Raw genomic sequence first — 21,941 nt, 5'->3', positions numbered from 1 at the left:
TAAAAATAAATAGGCATACATATCTACTATGATACGTATACCTATTTATTTTACATCTCCTCAGGAGCCTCTACCCCTAGTAAACGTAATCCCTCTTTTAATACAACTGTCACAGCATACACTAATGCAAGTCTGCTGTCTTTCTCTTCACTCTCTTCCAATATACGTACATTTCCGTAATATTTATTGAACGATTGTGCTACATCTAATACGTATTTTGAAATAATAGATGGCTCATTTTTATTGAAGGCTGCTTCAATTACTTGTGGAAACTTATTAAGTAATTTTACGACGCTCCAGCTATGATCATCTTTTAATGCAAACATACACGTTTCAAATTCTACACTTTCTTTTCTTAAAATAGAGCAAGCACGTGCATGTGTGTACTGTACGTACGGTCCTGTTTCACCTTCAAATTTCAGCATATTTTCTAATGAGAATTCAATATTATGCATACGCTCATTTTTTAAATCATGGAAGATAACTGCGCCAGCGCCGACTTGCTTTGCTACTTCTTCTTTCTGTTTTAAGTTTGGATTTTTCTCTTCAATATTTTGTTTTGCAAGGTCGATTGCTTCTTCAAGTACTTCTTCAAGTAAAATAACTCTTCCTTTACGTGTCGACATTTTCTTACCATCTTTTAAAATGAAGCCAAACGGTACGTGTTCCATACCATCAACCCAAGTATAGCCAAGCTTTTTTAATACAGTGAAAAATTGATTGAAGTGTAAACTTTGTTCTGGGCCAACTACATATAACGCTTTATCAAACCCAAATGTATTTTGACGATATAACGCTGCCGTTAAGTCACGCGTTGCGTAAATCGTCGCACCATCTGATTTTCTAATTAAGCAAGGCGGCATTCCCTCTTCTTCTAAATTAACGACTAACGCGCCTTCAGACTCTTCAAGCAAATCATGTTCTTCTAAAATTCCAATAAAATCTTCCATTAAATTATTATAAAAAGCTTCTCCTTGAAAATTAGTAAATTCAACACCAAGAAGTTCATAAATACGAGAAAATTCTTTTAAGGATTCGTGACGGAACCAATTCCAAAGCTCAACTGCCTCTTCATCACCTTCTTCTAATTTCTTAAACCAAGCGCGCCCTTCTGATTCTAGTTCTCCGTCGTCTTTTACCTCTTCATGGAATTGAACATATAACTTAAATAATTCACGGATTGGATCCTCTTTAACTACTGCTTCATTTCCCCATTTTTTATAAGCAGTAATTAACTTTCCAAACTGTGTTCCCCAATCCCCAATATAATTAATTCCTACAACTTCATAGCCGCATTTTTCAGCGATATGTTTCAGTGAATTTCCAATCATTGTAGAACGTAAATGCCCCATTGAAAAAGGCTTCGCGATATTAGGAGAGGAATAATCGATAACTACAGTCTTTTCACATCCTAAGTGATTTTGACCGTACTCTTCTTTCTCCGCTAAAATCGTTTTTAATACTGCATCACTTACAGTTTCACGATTTAAAAATACATTTACGTAAGGACCAACAGCCTCTACTTTCGTAAAAAATGGATCACTTAATTTCTCCGCAACTTCCTTTGCGATAATAGCTGGTGATTTTTTATATTGCTTCGCAAGTGAAAAACATGGAAACGCTGCATCTCCGAATTCATCTTGTTTCGGTGTTTCAATTAAATCTAAAATTTGTTTTTGCGTTAATCCATTCGTGAAAATATTGAATAAACTTTCCGCAAACTGCGTTTTGTAATCCATATTACAACCTCCTTAATTTTTAAAACACAAAAAACTCGTCTCTAAAAAAGAGACGAGTTTTAACCCGTGGTACCACCCTTGTTGTTCATTACGAACCACTTTCCCGTTTATAACGAGGACAGGGGGCCTCGGCTTACTCTACTATTCATTCAAGAAGCATCTCCGAAGTGCGCTTCATCTTTTTCTTCCGCACTAGGCTCACACCATCCCTAGCTCGCTTTCCTTCTAAAAAAGACTACTCTCTTCATCACAGATAGTATATTTAATTAATTATTGCTTATTATACATCTTTTCAAACAATTAGCAAGGGTCAATTACACCAAAGTGAAACTTCGCACTTTTTCTTTTGTATACGTGAAAATTGTGTTTTTCAAATCTAGAACTACGGAAATGATCTTTCAAAACGACACGCTTTCTCGCCACACGCTTCGCTTCCGCAATTGTTTCGTCAGTAATATCATGATACAAAGCGAAGTGTTTTAATCCTTTTATTCCATCTGATTCTATAACAGTTTCTTCAAACATTGGATCAAGGTACACGACATCATAACTATTATCTTCACATTGTTTTAAAAATGAGTAATGCTCCGTTTGCTTTACATTGATTCGTTGCATTGCTTCATCAATTTCAGAAACGGATGAAGACCATGTTTTCAAACCATTTCCCATGATGTAAGCCATATATTCATTGCCTTCAAGTCCTGTTACTTTTCCACTTTCACCAACAATATAACTAGCTACAATACTATCTGATGCCATACCGAGCGTACAATCTAACACTGTCATTCCGTTCTCTAATTTAGCAGCTTGTACAAATGGATCGTGTTCTCCTCGCATTAACCTTTTCACACGAAACATCGCTGAGTTTGGATGAAAGAAAAATGACTCTTCCGTTCCTCTCGGATAAATAGCTAATCGATTTTTCCCTACGACAAGTACATCTTGTTCATACTGCTCATGTAGTTTATGTACTGGTATGTCATTACGTTTAACGAAAGAACGATTTAATTCTGTTGCTACCTTATTTGCATAATCTGTCATTTCTTTGCTGGTTCTTCCTGCTGTTGTTACGATCATTGTTTCACCTCTATATAAAGAAAAGAGGGAGATATACTCTCCCCCTTCTTTAGCAATTCTTTTCGAAAGCTTGTTCTAAGTTCGTAATAATTTCGTCCATAGTTGCACCTTCAATTTCATGACGGTGAATGAAGTGAACAACTTCTTTTCCTTTTAATAATGCCATAGATGGTGAAGATGGAGGAATTTCTCCGAAGTATTCACGCATTTTTGCAGTCGCATCTTTATCTTGACCTGCGAATACAGTTACAAGATGATCAGGTTGTTTTTCAGCACGAACAACTGCTTGACCTGCTGATGGACGTGCTAAACCAGCTGCACAACCACAAACTGAGTTTACAACTACTAAAGTTGTACCTGCCGTGTTTTCCATAAATTCTGTTACAGCTTCTTCTGTAGTTAACTCTTCAAACCCAGAACGCACTAATTCTTGACGCATTGGGATTACCATTTGGCGCATGTATTCTTCATAAGCATTTGACATCGTGTAATCTCTCCTTCAACTTTCATTCCAAATTCATCATATCACGCTCTATTACTAGGTGCAAAAGAAAGATAACGATGATTTCATTTTTTTGTAGGGATTTCACAAACCCCACCGCGGCAATGTCCAACTGGGACAAGTTTTCTATTGTTAGCGATATAATCGTATACTTTACTTCCAAATCCAAGTACGATAGACAGTTTTATAAATGGAACGGCAAACCAATAAGATGGAACGGACTTTGCTAATACATGTATGCTATGAATCCCGTCATACCACTTATTATTTTTTAAAATATACAATCTTTGTTCCATCTTGCTTTGTAGTTCTTGAGAAAGTTCATACTTCTCAACTACATCTTCATCTCGAAATGAAACAAATTGCATCTTACCCTTTTTATCTAGTTTTTTCGTACGTTCTGCAACCGCCGTACACATCGGGCACCAACTATCATAGAAAACAATCATACATTATTCCCCTTTACGAGACTCCGTCATTTGTTTCCATACAGAACCTTTTGCTTCTTCTCCGCCCTCAATACGCTCTAATGCTAGACGAGCTTGCATTGCTACTTCAAACTCCGGATCATCTTGCGCTGCTTTTAATGCAGGAATCGCACTTTCATCTCCAAGTTCAAATAAGAACATTGCTGCACGCCAGCGTACTAATTTACTTGAATCTTTCAGAGATTTAATCATAACGAACATCGCTGCTGGATCACCTACGTCTGATAAGCAATCGCCCGCTGTACGGCGAACACTTACTGAACGATCTAATAACGCTTTATATAATAACGGCAATACCCCATCACCTTTTACCATACCTAAATACGCTGTTGCTAAACGGCGGATTGAAACTTTTTCATCATCTAACGCCATCTTCAACACTGGCATATCTTCTTCAGTAGGATCCATTTGCTCTAATGCTGCAAAACGATTTTTCCAGTCAGCATCTTTCATCATCTCTACTGTTACTTTATACGGCTCACGCTTTTGAATCGTTACTTCAACAGCACCTGCCTGGTTTAATAATTCTTTAACTGTTTCATTTACACGTTCTTCTGAATAAGCAGCAACAATCTCTTCCACTACTTCTTTCCCGATTTCTTCAAAATTACCGTAACGTGTACTTTGTTCCACCCATTTACGTTCTTTTACAACGTTTGGTGCAGACATTTGAACTTTCATAATTGATTCTTTAAAACGATCTGGTAAACCAACACGTTCTTCCGATGTTCCATCTGTTAACTTTACTTGCATTGGAATTGTAAAGAACATTTGAACAAACACTTTCACTTCTCCAAAATGAGCAAGTTGTTGTTCTTCACTCTCTTCTACTACCTCTTCGCCGAAAACAGCACGAACTTGTTGTAATAAAACTTTCCAGTCATACTTTGCATTTCGCTCCACCGCTAAAAAGTCGGCTACATGATATACACCTTTAATGCCTTCAATTTTCAAAATTTCTTGCACTTGCATTGGTGCTTGCTCTTTATTTTCATTTGTATAATTATTACGCGCTCCTGATGGTAATACTTCATTCAAAATAACTTTCATTGTATTTGGACTTGGCGTCGGTTCAATTGCTTTAATCTTCACGTAAAAAACTCTCCTTTATTGCATGTTCTTAGGTGTATTGTAACATGTTCCACCTTTCTAAACCTACTCGGATGCTTTATTTTGCTGATTTCTTTCCATCATCACACTTTATCTTTCAACCTAATTGCCCCAAACCCATTGTTTAAAGTCCCCTCTTATTGCGATGCGCCCTCCCGCCTTCTCTCCAAAAATGTAATGCTCTCAATTACAACTTCCGTTTTATATATTCTCTTACCTTGATCATCCTCGTAATTACTCGTATGAATACGCCCGGTAATTCCAACAAGAGACCCCTTCGTACAATATTCAGTTACATTCTCAGCCGCTCTTCGCCAAACGACACAATTAATAAAATCTACTTGTTGCTCACCTAAACTATTTCGAAAACCTCTATTCACCGCAACACATACTCGTGCATAAGCGACGCCTTGCTTTGTGTAGTATAATTCTGGCTCCTTTGTCAATCTACCGATTAATACAACTCGATTCATCATAAGTTATACCACCTCACATATTTTTCTTCATTGTAAAGAAAAATGTTTGAAGGGTAAAAAGCGTAAAATAATATATTTTAAAGTGAAAAATATTATTTTATATCTAATAAAAACAAAAAAGAAACCTTACATATTTTAAACATGTAAGGTTTCAAAATTTATACTTCACTACATGATATGTAATATCCACCGCGAGCCATCTTTATTTCAACGCGGTACATTACATTTTCTAAGTAAAAAGTAATCGGTTTAACTTTACTCTCAAATTTTAGTTTTTCATTACATTCAGCCGCATATCCTTCTATTGCTGAAGTAATAACTTCTGCTGACGGATATGTTAAAGCTTCATCTAGTTCTATGAAAAAACTTTTAGAAAATAGTTTTTTCATAATCCCTTTCTTCTCTTTCATCATATGCCATCCCCTTCAATTCAAACTATCACCATCCATATTATACCATACCCTCAATTTATCCCGCATTAACGGGCAGTAACAGCCCCACTGATTAAAATCTTTGAAAATAAAAAAATCCTGCATTTTTCATGCAGGATTTTTTTATTAGTCATTTTTCGTAAAGTAAGAAACAAAACGAAGAATTTCTAAGTATAACCAAACTAATGTAAGCATTAGTCCCATCGCAGTGTACCACTCCATATATTTCGGAGCTTGACTACGTACACCATTTTCGATTAAATCGAAATCTAGTAATAAGTTTAATGCAGCAACTACAATAACAACTGCACTAATAATAATACCAATCGTACCGCCTTGGTGAATGTACGGAACAGTTACACCAAACATGTTTAGTAGAAATACGACTAAATACATAACCATAATTCCAAGTGTTGCTGCCATCACGCCTGTACGGAATTTATCCGTTACCTTTACTACGCGTGTTGCATATAACACTAACATTGCAAATAGAATTGAGATTGTTAGTAATACAGCATTTAAAACGATAGAATCGCCAAATTTCATTGTATAAATCGCTGAAATACTACCTAATACAACCCCTTCTACCGCTGCATAGATTGGTGCACCAAAAGGTGAAATACGCGGGAAGAACATAGACGCAAATGCGATGATTGCCGCAACGATTAAAGCACCAATTAATACAGGCATCTTCATCGTCCCCTGCATCATTTGTATGTATGAATAGACAGACGTTGCAAGTAGCAAGATAAGCATAATAAACGTTTTGCCTACTGTTCCGCCAATCGTCATCGCAGAAGCGCTTGCTCCCTCTTTACGGAATGCCTCTTTTTTCAACATTGGATTAGATGTTCTCATTTTTTCCCTCCTAAAATAGGTTCTACCAATAGTGTAAAGTTTTTCTCTTTACTTTTCAATATATGCAGCTTGTTTTTATTTTAATCCTTCAACGATGTCTGATAGTTCACTCCATCTTTCCATCGTTTTTTCTAGCTCTTCTTCTGTTTTCTGCTGTGCTTCAGATAATTCTTGTGCCTTTGTGAAGTCAGATCCAACTTTCGCAAGTTCTTCTCCAATTGACTCAATTTTCTCTTCTAGTTCGGCAATTGTATCTTCAATTGTTTCCCATTCACGCTGCTCATTGTATGAAAGTTTACGTTTACGTTGTTGTTTCGGAGCTTCTTCTACCACTTTTTTCTCTTTCTGCACTTCCGCTTTCTCAATAAGTTCTCTCGTTTTTTCCATTTCTAAATAATCCGTATAACTCCCTAGAAATTCGCGCACTTCTCCTTCTCCCGCAAAGATGAACAACTCATCTACTACTTTATCTAAGAAATAACGATCATGCGATACAGTTAAAACGACACCTGGAAAATCTTCTAAATAATCTTCTAACACTGTTAATGTTTGTGTATCTAAATCATTCGTAGGCTCATCCAGTAATAGTACGTTCGGTTCCCCCATTAATATACGTAATAAGTATAAACGTCTTCTCTCGCCACCAGATAGTTTACCAAGCGGTGTGCCATGTGAATGCGTCGGGAATAAGAAACGTTCTAGCATTTGAGATGCACCAATTACTTTTCCGTCTGTCGTATGAATAACTTCTGCAATCTCTTTAATGTATTCAATCATACGCTGATTTAAATTCATCTCTTCATTTTCTTGCGTATAATAAGCAACTTTTACAGTTTGCCCTACTTCAACTTCACCACTATCAGGAGATAGCTTACCTGCAAGCATATTTAAAAGAGAAGATTTCCCACTTCCATTCGCTCCAATGATTCCGATACGATCTCCTGGTTTCACAATATGATTAAAGTTGTGTAATACCGTTTTATCACCGAATTTTTTCGTTACATCTTTTAACTCAAGTACTTTTTTCCCAAGGCGGCTACCGCTAAGTGCAATATCAACTGACTGTTTTGCAGCTGGGCCTTCTTGTCCCTTTAGCTCATCAAAACGCTGAATACGCGCCTTTTGTTTCGTAGAACGGGCTTTTGCACCACGGCGGATCCACGCTAGTTCACGACGATATAAGTTTTGACGTTTTGATTCTTGCGCAATTTCTTGCTCCTCACGCAAAGCTTTCGCTTCTAAAAACGTGCTATAGTTTCCTTCATAACTATATAGCTTTCCATTATCTAATTCGAAAATACGATTCGTTACACGATCTAAGAAATAACGATCATGGGTTACAAGTAATACAGCACCTGTATATCTTGCTAAATATTCTTCTAACCATTCCACTGTCTCATGGTCCAGATGGTTCGTAGGCTCGTCTAAAATTAATAGATCAGGTGTTTCAATAAAACATTGTGCCATTGCGATACGTTTTTTCTGTCCACCAGATAAATTCCCAACAATTGCAGTGAAATCTGTAATTCCTAATTTCGTTAATAACGATTTTGCATTCGCATTTGCTTCCCATGCACTCATCGCATCCATACGTTGCTGCACTGCAAATAATTGTTCCTGTACTTTTTCATTACTTGGATCTTTTTCGATATTTAATAACGATTGTTCATAATCACGAAGAAGACGAATTAAAGGTGTATCACCATGGAACACTTGCTCTAATACAGTAAGCTTTTCATCAAACTCTGGTTGCTGTGATAAATAACTAATTGTATACCCACGTGAATGCGTCATATCACCTATATCAGGAATTTCTAACCCTGCAATAATTTTTAATAATGTCGATTTACCAGTACCGTTTACACCAATAATTCCGACACGTTGTCCTTCTGTAATACTACATGATAATCCATCAAATAACGGTTTTTCTCCGTATGATTTCGATAAGTTTTCCACAGTTAACATTTTCATATTTGTGCATTCCACTCTTTCATAAATTGTTCAATAAACTGTTCCATATAACGATGACGAACTTCAGCCTCTTGTTTTGCTGCGTTCGTGTTCATTAAGTCTTTTAGTTTCAAAAGTTTTTCATAAAAATGATTTAAAGATGGATCGTTATTTTTTCTATATTCATCTTTCGTCATCACTTCACGCGGAGGAATAGTTGGATCATACATTAATCTCCCTTTTGCTCCACCATACGCAAATGTGCGAGCTATTCCAATTGCTCCAAGAGCATCTAAGCGATCCGCATCTTGAACAATCTCCCCTTCAAGTGACTTCACTTTGCCACCATGACCACCCTTATAAGACATGTTGGCGATGATATGAAGAACATGTTTGCTTTCCTCTTCTTCCACATGTAACTCTTCTAACCAATCAGAAACTTTTTTCATTCCTGCTTCTTCACTCTCATTTAGCTTCTCATCTGCCACATCGTGAAGTAATGCTGCCATTTCAATTATAAAACGATTTCCCCCTTCTTGCTCGGATAAAGAAATCGCCAGTTTATGTACGCGCTCAATATGATACCAATCATGCCCACTCGCATCTTTTTCTAAAATATGTTTTACAAAAGTAATTGTTTTTTGAATCTTTTCTTGTTTTGTCATTTTATCTTCACCCAGTTACTTATTGTAACACGCCCGCATTTTTTCATCACATATTTTCTTGTCCGCCCATACACTGAGTGGTAAGCATCATCATGGAGGAGGAATAAATATGTTCTATAATAATCAACCGCCTTATCCACAACAACCATTTTACCCTCAGCAACAGGACCAAAGATACACAGAGCAATATGAAGAACACGAGCTACAAGAGCAAAAATATGAACAAAATCCATACGCATCACAACAAAACCAAGAAGCTAATCATCAACAAAATTCATTCGACACACGTCCTAATTATGAATATCCTCAAAACCCATATGCAGCACCACAAGATCAAGAACAACAATTTCAGCAAAATCCATATGTAACACCACAAAATCAAGAACAACAGTATCAGCAAAATCCATATGTAGCACCACAAAATCAAGAACAACAATATCAACAAAATCCATACGCAACTCAGCCTCAACAACCACAATATCAGCCGCAAATGTATCAACCAAACTATGACGCGCGTGTTTCACCACCTAAACCACCAACAATTGATCCAACGCAACCTCAAATTTTACCTCCTGGACCAACATTCGATATTACACAGCCACAAATCTTACCACCTGGATCAATTACAGAACCGACACAACAACAAATTCAACAATTTGTCGGTACACAGTTTTTACCTTTAAAGAAACCTGTACTAGATTTCGTAAAACCTTGGGTAGATTACGGTTTAAATGAAGCAAAACATACATCACACAAACATGCTTTAACAGAAGTTGCTGCAATTATGTTTTTAGTTGGGAAAGGATTCAATCCTACGATTGCACATTATATTGTAGAATCTTGGGAGAAGAATGAGCAGTTTTAGGGTTGTTCGTTTTATATTATATAAAACTATAAAAGTGTCACAAATGCCTGTTATACAAGCATTTGTGACACTTTTTATTTGTTATATTATATTCTATTCCAAAGAGGTATTTCATATTTTTTCGCGTTTTTTTTATATTATTTGCGAGCAAAATGTGAGCAAATAATATCCTTTTAATTAAACTGTACTAGGGCGATTTTCATTTTAAAGACCATTCATTCAACATAAATTCCCACAATAAATTTTGTATTACAATCCCCTTGATAAATAGGTATTATCGTGGATTACCTATTGAGAACTATAACAAACACATATGTTGGAAAATATATTTTTTTGAGGAAACTTTAACCATTTATTATTATAATTATATCCGCGATATTTTTCCAGGAGGGTTCCTATAAAGAACAATAGGATAATGGACATACATACTAGGCACTCCCCTTCTTTAATACGTTCATAGAAATATAGAAAGGGTTTATACGATGGGACAATTCCAAAGTAATTTACAAACAGCAACACAAATTGCTACGAAAATGGGATCAGCTTCTGACAGGATTCAAAGTGCAACAAGTCGTTCTATAACAAAGGCGACGCGTACAACACTATCTGTTAACTCCAAAGCACAAGAAGCGAGCCAACAAGTTTTAGATTTGACGAAACAATTTTCTGTAGCCTTTCAACAAGCGGTTGATAATATTCATTCGGTAGCTAACGAGTTTGAGAGAATGGATAAAGAACTTCAAAATATTTTTCGCTAATGTGATAACCTACGTAAAGTAAAACGGTAGGAGGAAAAAGATGAGTCAAGATATTGAAAAACAAATGAATCAATTAAATCAAAAATTACGAAGTGTATTTGAAGAACAGAATCGGAATCAATCTGCGATTCAAACACAGGAACAAGTAGAAGAGGATTTTCATGTATGGAAAAATCAAAACCATCGTTTGTTTGACCGTATTTTAGGAACTTGGCATAGAGATAGAGAAATGTCATTGTTTTTTATGAATATGAGTCAAGATGTACAATATATTGAGCGAAAACTTACTTTCGAATTGGAAAATCAAAAAGAAACATTACTTAAGGAAAAACGAAATCTTAGTGACTTAGAAAATGACCTTTACTATCAAAAACAGAATCTAGCAAAGGAGGTCAATTCATGAGTTTGAATATGTATCTAGGGGAAGTACATACGCAAACACAAAGCATGAACGCTGTATGTACCGCTACCATTCAAGGTATGGAACAAGCTATTCAGTCGATTGATGCTTTTGCAATTGATACTGTTCTACAAGGACAAACATATAGCAGTGCAAAAGCATTCTTTGCACAAACCTTTCGTCCATTAGCACAAGGAATTATTTACTTGTGTGAAGAACTAATTCGTCAGAATGATGCCTTTCCAAGTCAATTTCAATCACAGGTAGCTTCAACTGATGTAATTGAACATGAAATATTAGAACAAATTCGAGAAATTGACCGAATGAAGGCAAGTATGGAAGCCATCAGTCAAGCTTTGCCAATCCCGGGTATGGACGCTATGACGAATCTTTTTATTGCCATGAGGCGCAAGCTTCAAGAAAAGTTAGATCATTTGTATCAGTTCAACCAAACATCTAGTAATAACTATAATACAGCAATTCAATTAGCCGCTATCATTGCGACGGGTCTTGCTGAAGTCCAAAGTGGGAAAGGTTTTAGTCCTGCTAGTGGTACATTTAGTACACAAGGGTTGAATATGGAATGGGCGGCTTCTATTCAAGCGATTGCAGAAGATAGGAATCGTCAGGCTGATAATTCAATTGAAGATGGAGAAATGTGCGGTAGGATAGAAAAGAAATCTCCGATTAGAAAGGCTTGGGACGATAAGATAGACGATGTAGTTACAATGTTCGAAACAGTAAAAAAGATGTGGAATGGTACTGTAATCGGAACAGGGAAAGCTGTTGAAGATGAAATCAAGTCCATGGAAACTTTAAGCAATATGGATATAGGAACTTTTATTAATGTTACATATGCGATTTTACATTTGGATGAAACGACAAAAAATATGTGGCATGCATTTTCAAGTACTGTGAAACGAGATATAATAGATGGAGATGCAGAGAGCATTACACAATGGACTACTTATGGATTAACACAAATAGGCATTGGTCTAATTCTCGATAAGGGACTAGGTAGAGCAGGCCTCGTCACAAAAGGAGCAGGTGGAGCAAGTACATTAGCTAAAGGCGTAACGCTAGTAAAAGAATTGAAGCAAACAGCTGATATTTTACAATCTTTTAAGAAAGATGTTTCATATGCTTTTGCAGGTATGAGTTCATTCAAAAATGAACCACCTACAATTAAAGATTTCTTTGTCAAAGCAAACAGTGGAGAAAGTAAGGGATTAAACAATAAAATTGGTAAGGATTCTAATCTTAAAAAGAATATTGAAATTGTCGAAAATAGAACAATTGCATTTAATAAAGCTAAAGACTTAGCTGGTATTCCTAAATCACAACAACCTACACGCCAATGGCAAGTAGGAGATGATATATCTAAAAAAGGGTATGAATCAAAGAACTATGAATATAGTGCTAATCACACTCACCATGGGCGTTATTATGAATATGATACCCCTCAAGGTAAACGAGTTATTGTTGAGCATATTAATGATGGCGTATTACATACACATGCAGGTAAACCAAAAGATGGCGCTAATCCGTATACTTATGATTTTAAGAAGGAAAGATACTCTAACATTTACGGGTCTAATAACGATCATCACATTTATTATAACAAATGAGAGGCAGGGAAATTATGATATATCAAAATGAGAAGATTCGTAGAAAAAAAGCATTAATCAGTGCCAAAAAAGTCTTTAGCCAATTTTCAAATTTAGAACTTATTGAATTTGAAAATCCCGATTCTGAATGGATAAAACTGTTCGACACAGCATTGAAACAGTTTCGTAATATAGACTCTAATCCAACATTTCACATTCCTATTGGTGATGTTAAAAGTAAGTATATTTTATGGATTGAAAGTTCTTTAGGTTCTTTAAGTTTTTCAAATCATAAAACAGAATATTTTATATTAGTTCCTAATTGTTTAGAGCCGGTATGGGCAAATGTTAGAATATTGAATTTCACAAAATCTATCGAGGAACTTTGGGACATTTCTGAAACTAATGAATTTATAATTGCTGATAAGAGTACAGGGCAAATTGCACAAATATTTTCTGAAGAAGAATGTTATGAAATTCACTTTAAGCGCTGCAACACAGACCTAATTGACTCTTAAAAAAATTAATTTGTAAATTAATATTAGTATTAGGAATTTAAGCCTTGATTAGCTAAATGTTTTTCAAACTTTCTGAATAGATGAGTATAGCAACTTGTGTAAAGTGATTGAGCAAGCAGTAAAAAATATATTATACAAAAGAGCACCCCTTAATTAGTGAATGCTCTTTTGTAACTCCTACTTCACATATACAAAGGCTTCATTTGCTGTTACATAGTATGTTTTACCTTTGTTGTTGTGTACTTTTGAAACCACCTATTACTTAATAATTACATGTTCCTCACGAATCCAACGATTACCACCAATATCAACATGCCCATCTTGTCTATTAAACAACTGATACGGCTCACTTCCATCCACAAAACCAGTGTCATTGCCACTCGGCCCATCGTAAGTTCGGATTTGATACCCTGACCAATATTTAGTGTATGCATAGAACCATTGAACATCAAAATGTTTTAGGTAAGCCCACTGTTTTTCATTTCCGAGGCAGATCATATTCTTCTCTCCACCACCCCAGTATCCTTTATGGATTAAGTAAGGGATTTTTTGTGTGATACGTCCAGCAAAAATAGGATCAGCAGGATTTTCATATAGATTCACACCATAACCATCATCGTATTTCGATGTTGCATGTCCAATGCCCTCTTTTTGAATAGGCTGAATTGGATCAATCGGGTTAATTGGATTTAGTTCATTACCACCAATAAACCAAGATAATGGCTTGTCTCCATTTAGAACATTTAAGTCAACTTTTCCTACACCATCAAGCCAACCGCCTGTTTCTCCATCTGCATATTGCCATAGATCACACGCATAGGCAGGTTTATTACTTCCATAACGAGGAATCCATAAAAAGTCTGCTTTCACCTTATTTAAACCATATTGATTGTACATATGATGTGATACATAAAATCCGACTTTCCAGCCTGCCGCTTTACATGTATCAATAAAAGCTTGAGAAGCAGCTGCTAGATTGTCGGGGCCACAACTTTTTAATGTATCATCCTCACAATCTAGCACTAAGAATTTAGCATTTGAATTTGTTCTTTTCATAAAATCGTTCGCTTCCACAATTGCATCATTAACAGAAACATAGCATCCATACGCATAGGCAGCATGTGAAATACCACGTTTCTCTAATTGCGCTACATGTTGTTTATATAATACATCTACTGTATCTGATCCATATTGAACACGGCAAATCGCTAAACTAACTTGAGGAGCTAATACATCCCAATTAATACTGTCATTCCATTTTGAAATATCGATAATATGTTTTTTCATTATTGAACATCTCCCTTTTTATCTTCTTGTTTTTGTTTACCACCTAAAATTTCAACCGCGTTTGTCAAAGCTTGTGGAAGTGAGATTCCCATACGTCCAGCGTTTTCTAAAAGTGATAGCAACTCATTTCCGATAAAGAAAAAGATTGTAGCTTCACGAATAGCACTATTGCTTCCGAGTGCTGTATCTAATTGAGTTGCCACTCCAACCAAAAGAAAAAGCACCACCTTTTTGGCGATGCCTTTGAATCCAACTTTACTTTTCAACTCTCCGTTATATCCTGCTGCAATCATTCCTGTAAGATAGTCAATGATTGCCATCGTAACTAAGATTTTCAATGTTGTATCCCATCCTCCCAAAAAGTACCCGCAGAAGGCACCAAAAGTTGCAATAAAAGCTTTTAATAATACATCGATTCGATCCACTATTTTACCTCCTTATTTAAATTAAATAGAGGACCACATTTTGTGACCCTCTTAATCTATAAAAGCCGTATTTTGTGCAAAATAAAAAACAGCTTATGGCTGCTCTGTTTGTGTTATATTTTTAGTTGTTGTTTCATTTATCAATTTCCCTACTAATTCTTCTAAAGTCATTATTCGTTTTTCTTGTTCCACCTCCTTAAGTCTTTGTCCTTCAAGTTTTTGCTTTAACATTCCAATATCAAACTGCATATTGTCTGCTTTCCAGTCTAATTCTTGAACCGCTTGCATTGTAATAGAAACAGAGTCATAGAGTGTGACTGCATCTTTTTCTTTTGTTGTGAATACTTCATCAGTATCTTCTGCAATCATACCGTAATTTACAGGTAAAACATCAATTTCACCTGCATTGTATTTTTCAACATCAGAGATTAAATTATATTGTTTAATTCTTAAGTTATTAACTTTTTTTAGTGCTGAGAAAGGTAAATCTTCGATGTTCGTTTTAACTTTCCGTGTAGACGTATTAATGAAATTCTTTGCATACACATCTGCATTACAGCCAATGTTCCCTATTGTTCGTAATATGCCTAGTTTCATGTTTCCCCAAGAAGTTCCTGTTCCATTTTTAATCTGCAATCCGTCCCCCACATAATCAGGATGCCTTGCCACTCTAAGCGTAAGCTGATTTGCAAAGTTGAAATCTACATCACCTTGATTTGTTGAAGCTAAATCTTTAATTACCATTGCTGGGAATGACTTATTCTCACTTGTGTAGAAATTAAAATAGCCACGTTTAGAAGTAAAGTTAATATCCTTAGAAGCGCTTAAATTTATAAAACCAGTTGTTGATCCTGTAGCATTAGCATGTAAGTTCACGTTTCCGTTATCATTCGTAATCTTGAATTCACCTTGAGACTTGAGCTCCATTCCTCCATCGTAACGATAGAAATTAATGTAACTTGATTTCAAGATGTCATTCCCACTTCTACCAGTAACAATTCCAATAGAAGCAACTGAGTTAGTCCATTGAGTACCTGCAATTGTAGTTTGATCAAGTACTAAAGAACCATTGAGGGTTCCTGAACTTGCATAATCATTACCTAAGATTAGAGCAGACTGAATATTACTATCTGTACGGTTAATAAAACCAAAGTAACCACGAGCCTGATTGCTGCCGTATAAAGTCATGTTCTGAGCATTCAAGCGGATTTGATTAGCTCCTGATCCTTGAGGTGCTGTTTGAATAGTTACCCCTTGTGAAGAAAACAGAATACTATCAATAGCATTGTTAAAAGAAATAGCTAAAACTATTAAATTTCCAGTTAATCAAGGGAGACTCTTTTTCTCTAAGGGTGGTAAATTTGAAGCAGTTAAACTGAACATTGCTGAAGTATTTGAGAATTTAGAAGCGTTATCAACCATATCAAGATTTCTAACTGGATATGCAGATTTTGTATTAGTTGGGGACGATTTAGAATTCGGGATTGTTATTGAGCGCACTGAACACCACTACGAATTCAGTATGTGGGGCGTATCCACAATATGAAATACGAAAATACAAAAGACCACTTCAAAAATGAGAGTGGTCTTTTTATTACTTTATCTATCAACCTTTCCAAATTATTCATATCAACACTTTCTTTTAAGACCTTCTCTTCCTAGGACCTACAATTAATTTAATCGCCGTTCTTTCTTGATCATTAATAGTAACCTCTTGAAATGCTGGAACAAAGGCCAAATCAATACCACTTGGAGCAACAAATCCTCTTGCGATTGCAATTGCTTTAATCGCTTGATTTATAGAACCCGCCCCAATCGCTTGAATTTCCACATTGCCACTTGTTCTTAGTACACCAGCTATTGCACCTGCTACTGAATTTGGTTTTGATTTTGAAGATACCTTTAATATATTTTCCATGTAAGTTGCTCCCTCTATTATTTAATCGCTCTTTTGTTACGGTTTAAAATATTTCAACGTATCTTTTATTACTATTCACACCAAAAGCAAACAATGCTACATATGTACATTCATTCGATACTTTTCGTCTTCTTCCTGCCCCACTACGTAAATAAAAGATAATAACCACAAACTCTAATATACAAACACTTCAAAATAGACATTCACTTAAACGATCACATCATTGCAACTGAGGATAATGGTTTTACTTTCACATGTAAAATATGAGTGCCCGCTTTACTTCAATCTTTCAAGATATTCCACTGATATTTCCACCAAAACATCAACCTTGTCTTCTTCAAAATCGTTACAGCTACTATTCTATTACTACATTTCATCGTATTAGCACTTTATACTCCAAATCTATCACCTTTTATATAAGACAAGCATAAAATACTATGAGTATACACTTCATTCATAATAGGAGGTAATATATTGGGTTCATACTATCATTCTTCAAATTCAAATAAAAAATGTTCATGTAACTCTTCTTCCAGTTCATATAAAAAATGTTCATGCAACTCCTCTTCTAGCTCCTATAAAAAATGTTCATGCGACCATTCACATAAAAAAGCTGTCCAGCATACGGCACTTTTTGGCAAACTGAGTTTATAACTGTCCCTTTTGGCGATCCTTTTCCATTTAATCACGTTGGCCCTATAGCAGGAGGAGTTTCCTTACTAAATCCTACTACTATACAATTTAGTCAAGCTGGTGATTATAGAGTTTCTTTCATTTCAACGATTAACACTACTTCAAATCCTGTATTTCCACATATTCCAGTCATGACTATATTTTTAAATAATAATCCACTTGCTAATAGTCAAGGTGATTTCGCTTTCCAAATGAATACTTCATCAAATAACGAATGTCTTCAACTAGCAGGCGAAACGATTGTTACAGTGACAGCTAATTCCACTCTTCAACTGAAAAATAATAGTGGTTTTAATCGTCAAAGTATTGCAACTTGTGATAATGGTATTAATTCAGTTGAATTAACAGTTATAAAACTAAGTTAATAATCCTCTTCACATTCAGATGCTATTTCAGCATCTTTTTTATTGAATAATGCTCTTTTAATTCCTATAATCAAACATAAATTCCATTGTACGTTTCTGTTAATCTAATAAACATGAAAAAAGTACCGAACTCTTCTACTACAAAAGTTCGGTACTTTTTATATTAAAAACTTCTCATTCTTTCTTACTTCTCCACATAAACCGACTTAACAATTGTACGATTATACGGTTGTCCTTCTTTATTCGTCCCTTTTATATCCATCGTAACGTTATATACTCCTGGTTGCTTTATGTCCTTCAAAGCACCAGTAAACGTATTGTTATTACCCTTTTGTAATTCATTGTATTCAGAGACTAGTTTCCCTTCTTTATTAACTACTCTTACTGTTATAGAAAGATCCCCTTTCATTTCAGGTGCCACAGGTGATTTTTTCAGTTTATACTCAGATTTATTCACTTTAACTTTTGTAGGCATTTGGAGAACAAATGGTGCACCACTATTGTAATCGCTTACGATTAAAAATGCATCTTTCGACTGCTTCGCCATCATTTTAACTTTCCATTCTCCTACATCCATTTTATCAAATTTAAATGTTCTAATTGTCGCACCACCAAAGAAAGATTCACCTTCACCAGTAGTAATAACGCTATCCTTATTTGTATACATTTTTCCTTTTGGAGACATCATTTGTACTTCTACATCCGAAGACGCTGTTAAGATAGAAACTATTCCTTCAGCTTTTTTATCAACCGTAACAGTTTGCTCTATCCACTGATTTTGTGGCAATTCTCCTCCTAATATGTTTTGATTTGAAGTTGTATTTAATTGTTCTATATTTTCATTTGAACTAGTGCTGGATGCTACTAAAGCCGGTACGGCTACACTTGCTGTACGTAAATATGGTTCAATTCGAGAGAAAACAGAAGATCCTTTTCGTATATTATCATGATCAAATCTGGAATCTGTAAATAAATGCGTTCCATATGGCAGCTTAGCACTCCACTCATTTACTAGTCCATCATTTGAACCGTATGATGACAAATATAACCCGCCCATAGATAGCGCAGAAAATACTGGTCCCCAGCTAGTCCCAGTAGCCGTATAGTAACGGTTTAATTTAGCTGCTGGATTATTATCAATCGTTGAACGAAATTTTGCCATTTCGCCCATTTGTAATGAGTACGTACCATCATCTTTTTGACCTAAAATAGAAGCCAGCCATCCTGCCCACCAACTATATGATAAGTCCGCTAAATTTGAGCCCTGATGTGGCGTCGCAAGCGTAATAACATTTCCTACAAATCGATTTGCACCATATCCTACTAATGCAGCCTGTGTATCGATACCGCCTTTACTATGTGCTACAATATTAACTTTTTTACCGAAGTGATTATATATTTCTTCTAATTTTTGTGCTAACAATTTTCCGTTGTCCCACTGACTAGCTGACCCTTTCCCAGCAGCATCATATAATTGTATAAATACTGTTTGATAGCCTGCTTTTAAAGCATAGTCATACATATCATTTATATCGTGATACACTGTCTTTCCATACCAACTATCAGCATTCCCATTCCTTCCTTGTACAAAAAGAATTGGAGGCTTATTCTCATCGTAATTAGCAGGTTTTTGACCTAAAAACCATTCTCCAGGTGTAAATACTTCTTTATCTGGAAATCCCGTTTTAATTTCTTTTACTTCCTCCGCCTCTACCTTCGTACTAACAGCCATCGGAGTTATAATAAAAAATGCGAGAAATAATAACATACACCTTTTCAAAATCCTCATTAACATTCCCCCTTTTTTGAAAGGAAGCACTATTTTACTCTAGTTATTTTTGCAGGTGAAATAAATAGTAACTGTCCTTTCTTATGAAACGTTATTCTCTCAACATGTATTCATTCCTTTTCCTATTAAGCTCATTAAAAATTTCTCAACATATTTCTAGCTAAAAAAGCTGCGTATAAAAGGTCTATTTCATAACCTTTTATACGCAGCTTCTTTCTTATAAATCAATGATATACTCATCATCATATTTATCGTATTGGAGCCCTGATCCTATTTTTGATTCCGTAACTTGATCTCTTAAAAACGGTGCAGCTTCCATTTTGCTAGTTGCAATTTCAATTCCATATTTTTTCGTTAAATGGGCTAATTCTATTAAAAACCACTCTCTTCGCAATGTAACTGGAATATCCAATGTTCTTCTTTTCATATATAATAGCACCTCTTTAATTTCATAACTTAATGAACATCACTACATTCACGTGTGAAAACTACCTTTCATCACTAACATCCAATGAAACATTATAGTATATGCATGTCCATTTTAAACGTGCTATTACAAAACATATCTTAGTTTACATAATCATATTATGTAAGAGTAGAAGAGAAAGGTATATCCCTTCCCTTCTACTCTAGAAACTTAAATTAAGAACATCTTGGTACACCTAAAGCTAAGAATAAACCTGCTACTCCCGCAGTAATCGGTACTTTTAACGTAATAACATCGTCTACTTTCGTTACTAAAAAGAAAGCATTACCTTCTTGTAATATACAAGTTACCAATAATTGAAATTCCATTTAAACCCCCTCCTTTCAATCTATATATTATACTTTATGAATTCTCTTTAAAAATGTAATAGGAAATATATCTATTTTTCCTTATATACGAAATAAATGTTTATAAGTCTATTAAAAATACTAATTTTCTAAATTTATATAAATCGTGTAATATCCAATAAGTTCCTATATAATCAATAGTGAAAATCTTACAAATGGAGGTATAAAAATGGCGATTTTGAGTAATATTGGTGCAGCTTTATTTTTTATTGCTTTTATTCTTTTAATACTATGTATCATTTCATTCTTTAAGAAAAATGGAAAAGCAAAACAATATGGTCGTCCTACTGTTATTCTTTTTATGATTTCAATTCTCTTAATAGGAATGGGCACTACAAAATCTGAACACCCAGTCATCGATTTTTTTGCTACTTTAAGTTTAATTTTATTTATTTTTTTCCTTGTTCTAGCAATCTTATCCGTAATTAAAAAGACAGGTGTAGCAAAAAAACAATTTATTATCACTGCTATTTTATTTGTCATTTTTGTTGCATTATCAAGTATTTCAGCTCCTTCTTCTGAAAAGACGACAGCAACAAATAAACAAGTCGCTTCTAATAAGGCAGAGAAAAAAGATGATAAAAAGAAAGAAGCGGACGAGAAAACTCAAAAGCAAGAGGATGAAAAACGCCAAGCCGAAGAGCAAGCTCGTAAGCAAGAGGATGAAAAACGTCTAGCCGATGAACAAGCTCGCAAACAACAAGAAGAGCAAAAACGTCTAGCTGATGAACAAGCTCGTAAACAACAAGAAGAGCAAAAACACCAAGCTGATGAACAAGCTCGTAAACAACAAGAAGAGCAAAAACGCCAAACTGATGAACAAGCTCGTAAGCAACAAGAAGAGCAAAAACGCCAAGCTGATGAACAAGCTCGTAAACAACAAGAGGAACAGAAAAAAGCACAGCAAGCTCAAACACAACCTGCTGCAAGTAACAATAGTAATGTAACTTACAAAAATTGTACTGAAGTTAAAAATGCTGGAAAAGCTCCATTATATAGAGAGCAACCCGGTTATAGCTCTAAACTTGATCGTGATGGCGATGGAGTTGCATGTGAAAAATAGTAATAAAAAAGAAGCTTCTAATAAGCTTCTTTTTTTATCAAATAGTATGGTGACTAATTACCTCCTCTCTCTTCCGTTTATAACACTCCTATTATTCTCAAAACTGACACATTATAAGTGATT

The 21,941-nt window shown here is 35.2% G+C and carries 23 protein-coding genes, 3 pseudogenes and 1 other annotated feature; of the genes and pseudogenes, 8 read left to right on the top strand and 18 right to left on the bottom strand.

Features of this window, described 5'->3' with window-relative positions; all coding sequences use genetic code 11:
- Positions 1-50 precede the first annotated feature (50 nt).
- The 10 genes from argS to DN392_RS18795 form a co-directional block, all read right to left on the bottom strand.
- Positions 51-1,739, bottom strand: a complete 1,689-nt coding sequence (gene argS / locus DN392_RS18840; protein WP_071742708.1) for an arginine--tRNA ligase — start codon at positions 1,737-1,739, stop codon at positions 51-53.
- A gap of 45 nt (positions 1,740-1,784) precedes the next feature.
- Positions 1,785-1,999, bottom strand: a binding site (T-box leader).
- Positions 2,000-2,039: 40 nt separating this feature from the next.
- Positions 2,040-2,816: a class I SAM-dependent methyltransferase gene (locus tag DN392_RS18835; RefSeq protein WP_064469582.1), complete on the bottom strand. Its 777-nt coding sequence runs from the start codon at positions 2,814-2,816 to the stop codon at positions 2,040-2,042.
- A gap of 49 nt (positions 2,817-2,865) precedes the next feature.
- A complete protein-coding gene (locus tag DN392_RS18830) occupies positions 2,866-3,300 on the bottom strand; it encodes a BrxA/BrxB family bacilliredoxin (protein ID WP_000063705.1) in 435 nt (144 codons plus the stop codon).
- Positions 3,301-3,383: 83 nt separating this feature from the next.
- A complete protein-coding gene (locus DN392_RS18825) occupies positions 3,384-3,767 on the bottom strand; it encodes a thiol-disulfide oxidoreductase DCC family protein (protein WP_000634892.1) in 384 nt (127 codons plus the stop codon).
- Between the two features lie 3 nt (positions 3,768-3,770).
- The gene (locus tag DN392_RS18820) at positions 3,771-4,898 is read right to left on the bottom strand and encodes a conserved virulence factor C family protein (RefSeq protein ID WP_064469584.1); all 1,128 of its coding nucleotides are present in this window, start codon (positions 4,896-4,898) and stop codon (positions 3,771-3,773) included.
- Positions 4,899-5,053: 155 nt separating this feature from the next.
- A complete protein-coding gene (locus tag DN392_RS18815; RefSeq protein WP_000982032.1) occupies positions 5,054-5,392 on the bottom strand; it encodes a single-stranded DNA-binding protein in 339 nt (112 codons plus the stop codon).
- A 158-nt stretch (positions 5,393-5,550) separates the two neighbouring features.
- Positions 5,551-5,805 (bottom strand): DUF4318 domain-containing protein, encoded by a 255-nt coding sequence (locus DN392_RS18810; protein WP_016134349.1) that lies wholly within the window; start codon positions 5,803-5,805, stop codon positions 5,551-5,553.
- Positions 5,806-5,949: 144 nt separating this feature from the next.
- Positions 5,950-6,681, bottom strand: a complete 732-nt coding sequence (locus tag DN392_RS18805; protein WP_088321158.1) for a Bax inhibitor-1/YccA family protein — start codon at positions 6,679-6,681, stop codon at positions 5,950-5,952.
- Positions 6,682-6,756: 75 nt separating this feature from the next.
- Positions 6,757-8,652: an ABC-F family ATP-binding cassette domain-containing protein gene (locus DN392_RS18800; RefSeq protein ID WP_000783162.1), complete on the bottom strand. Its 1,896-nt coding sequence runs from the start codon at positions 8,650-8,652 to the stop codon at positions 6,757-6,759.
- Positions 8,649-9,296 (bottom strand): HD domain-containing protein, encoded by a 648-nt coding sequence (locus DN392_RS18795; RefSeq protein ID WP_000165959.1) that lies wholly within the window; start codon positions 9,294-9,296, stop codon positions 8,649-8,651. Before DN392_RS18795 ends, DN392_RS18800 begins: the two co-directional genes overlap by 4 nt.
- A gap of 109 nt (positions 9,297-9,405) precedes the next feature.
- Between DN392_RS18795 and DN392_RS18790 the strand changes: the two genes are divergently transcribed.
- The 5 genes from DN392_RS18790 (at position 9,406) to DN392_RS18765 (ending at position 13,444) form a co-directional block, all read left to right on the top strand.
- Complete coding sequence (locus tag DN392_RS18790; protein ID WP_088321156.1) at positions 9,406-10,161, top strand: hypothetical protein; 756 nt, start codon at positions 9,406-9,408, stop codon at positions 10,159-10,161.
- Between the two features lie 482 nt (positions 10,162-10,643).
- The gene (locus DN392_RS18780) at positions 10,644-10,919 is read left to right on the top strand and encodes a TIGR04197 family type VII secretion effector (RefSeq protein WP_000529672.1); all 276 of its coding nucleotides are present in this window, start codon (positions 10,644-10,646) and stop codon (positions 10,917-10,919) included.
- Positions 10,920-10,959: 40 nt separating this feature from the next.
- The gene (locus tag DN392_RS18775) at positions 10,960-11,322 is read left to right on the top strand and encodes a DUF3958 family protein (RefSeq protein ID WP_064449672.1); all 363 of its coding nucleotides are present in this window, start codon (positions 10,960-10,962) and stop codon (positions 11,320-11,322) included.
- Positions 11,319-12,947 carry a T7SS effector LXG polymorphic toxin gene (locus DN392_RS18770; RefSeq protein ID WP_083569008.1) on the top strand — a complete coding sequence of 543 codons (1,629 nt, stop codon included), beginning with the start codon at positions 11,319-11,321 and terminating at the stop codon, positions 12,945-12,947. Before DN392_RS18775 ends, DN392_RS18770 begins: the two co-directional genes overlap by 4 nt.
- Positions 12,948-12,961: 14 nt before the next feature.
- Entirely contained in the window at positions 12,962-13,444 is a 483-nt protein-coding gene (locus DN392_RS18765) for a hypothetical protein (protein WP_002192948.1), read from the top strand.
- A 177-nt stretch (positions 13,445-13,621) separates the two neighbouring features.
- Here the strand turns inward: DN392_RS18765 and DN392_RS30910 are convergent.
- From DN392_RS30910 to DN392_RS18750, 4 genes and pseudogenes are all read right to left on the bottom strand, one after another.
- Positions 13,622-13,690, bottom strand: a pseudogene (locus DN392_RS30910) (N-acetylmuramoyl-L-alanine amidase); the annotation flags it as partial.
- Positions 13,691-13,702: 12 nt separating this feature from the next.
- Complete coding sequence (locus tag DN392_RS18760) at positions 13,703-14,731, bottom strand: GH25 family lysozyme (protein WP_071742711.1); 1,029 nt, start codon at positions 14,729-14,731, stop codon at positions 13,703-13,705.
- The gene (locus DN392_RS18755; protein ID WP_064056669.1) at positions 14,731-15,156 is read right to left on the bottom strand and encodes a phage holin family protein; all 426 of its coding nucleotides are present in this window, start codon (positions 15,154-15,156) and stop codon (positions 14,731-14,733) included. The genes DN392_RS18760 and DN392_RS18755 overlap by 1 nt, the downstream gene beginning before the upstream one ends.
- A 93-nt stretch (positions 15,157-15,249) precedes the next feature.
- Complete coding sequence (locus DN392_RS18750; RefSeq protein WP_002108434.1) at positions 15,250-16,359, bottom strand: tail fiber domain-containing protein; 1,110 nt, start codon at positions 16,357-16,359, stop codon at positions 15,250-15,252.
- 46 nt (positions 16,360-16,405) lie between these two features.
- Here DN392_RS18750 and DN392_RS18745 point away from each other — a divergent pair.
- Positions 16,406-16,702 (top strand): annotated as a pseudogene (locus DN392_RS18745) (YxiF family protein); the annotation flags it as partial.
- 96 nt (positions 16,703-16,798) lie between these two features.
- Here the strand turns inward: DN392_RS18745 and spoVS are convergent.
- Positions 16,799-17,074, bottom strand: a complete 276-nt coding sequence (gene spoVS / locus DN392_RS18740; RefSeq protein WP_000427789.1) for a stage V sporulation protein SpoVS — start codon at positions 17,072-17,074, stop codon at positions 16,799-16,801.
- Positions 17,075-17,548: 474 nt separating this feature from the next.
- Between spoVS and DN392_RS18735 the strand changes: the two are divergent.
- Positions 17,549-18,132, top strand: a pseudogene (locus DN392_RS18735) (preprotein translocase).
- A 184-nt stretch (positions 18,133-18,316) separates the two neighbouring features.
- On the opposite strand, the gene DN392_RS18730 reads toward DN392_RS18735, so the two are convergent.
- The 3 genes from DN392_RS18730 to exsG form a co-directional block, all read right to left on the bottom strand.
- Entirely contained in the window at positions 18,317-19,900 is a 1,584-nt protein-coding gene (locus DN392_RS18730) for an esterase/lipase family protein (protein ID WP_370512828.1), read from the bottom strand.
- A 238-nt stretch (positions 19,901-20,138) separates the two neighbouring features.
- Positions 20,139-20,348: a hypothetical protein gene (locus tag DN392_RS18725; protein WP_000830260.1), complete on the bottom strand. Its 210-nt coding sequence runs from the start codon at positions 20,346-20,348 to the stop codon at positions 20,139-20,141.
- 215 nt (positions 20,349-20,563) lie between these two features.
- Positions 20,564-20,716, bottom strand: a complete 153-nt coding sequence (gene exsG / locus DN392_RS18720) for an exosporium protein ExsG (protein ID WP_000395678.1) — start codon at positions 20,714-20,716, stop codon at positions 20,564-20,566.
- Positions 20,717-20,918: 202 nt separating this feature from the next.
- Here exsG and DN392_RS18715 point away from each other — a divergent pair, with 202 nt between their 5' ends.
- Entirely contained in the window at positions 20,919-21,818 is a 900-nt protein-coding gene (locus DN392_RS18715) for an excalibur calcium-binding domain-containing protein (protein WP_472926191.1), read from the top strand.
- Positions 21,819-21,941 lie beyond the last annotated feature (123 nt).

This window comes from Bacillus sp. BB51/4 (assembly GCF_008368845.1).
Classification (GTDB): domain Bacteria; phylum Bacillota; class Bacilli; order Bacillales; family Bacillaceae_G; genus Bacillus_A; species Bacillus_A wiedmannii.
This window is presented reverse-complemented; position numbering and strand designations above follow the sequence as displayed.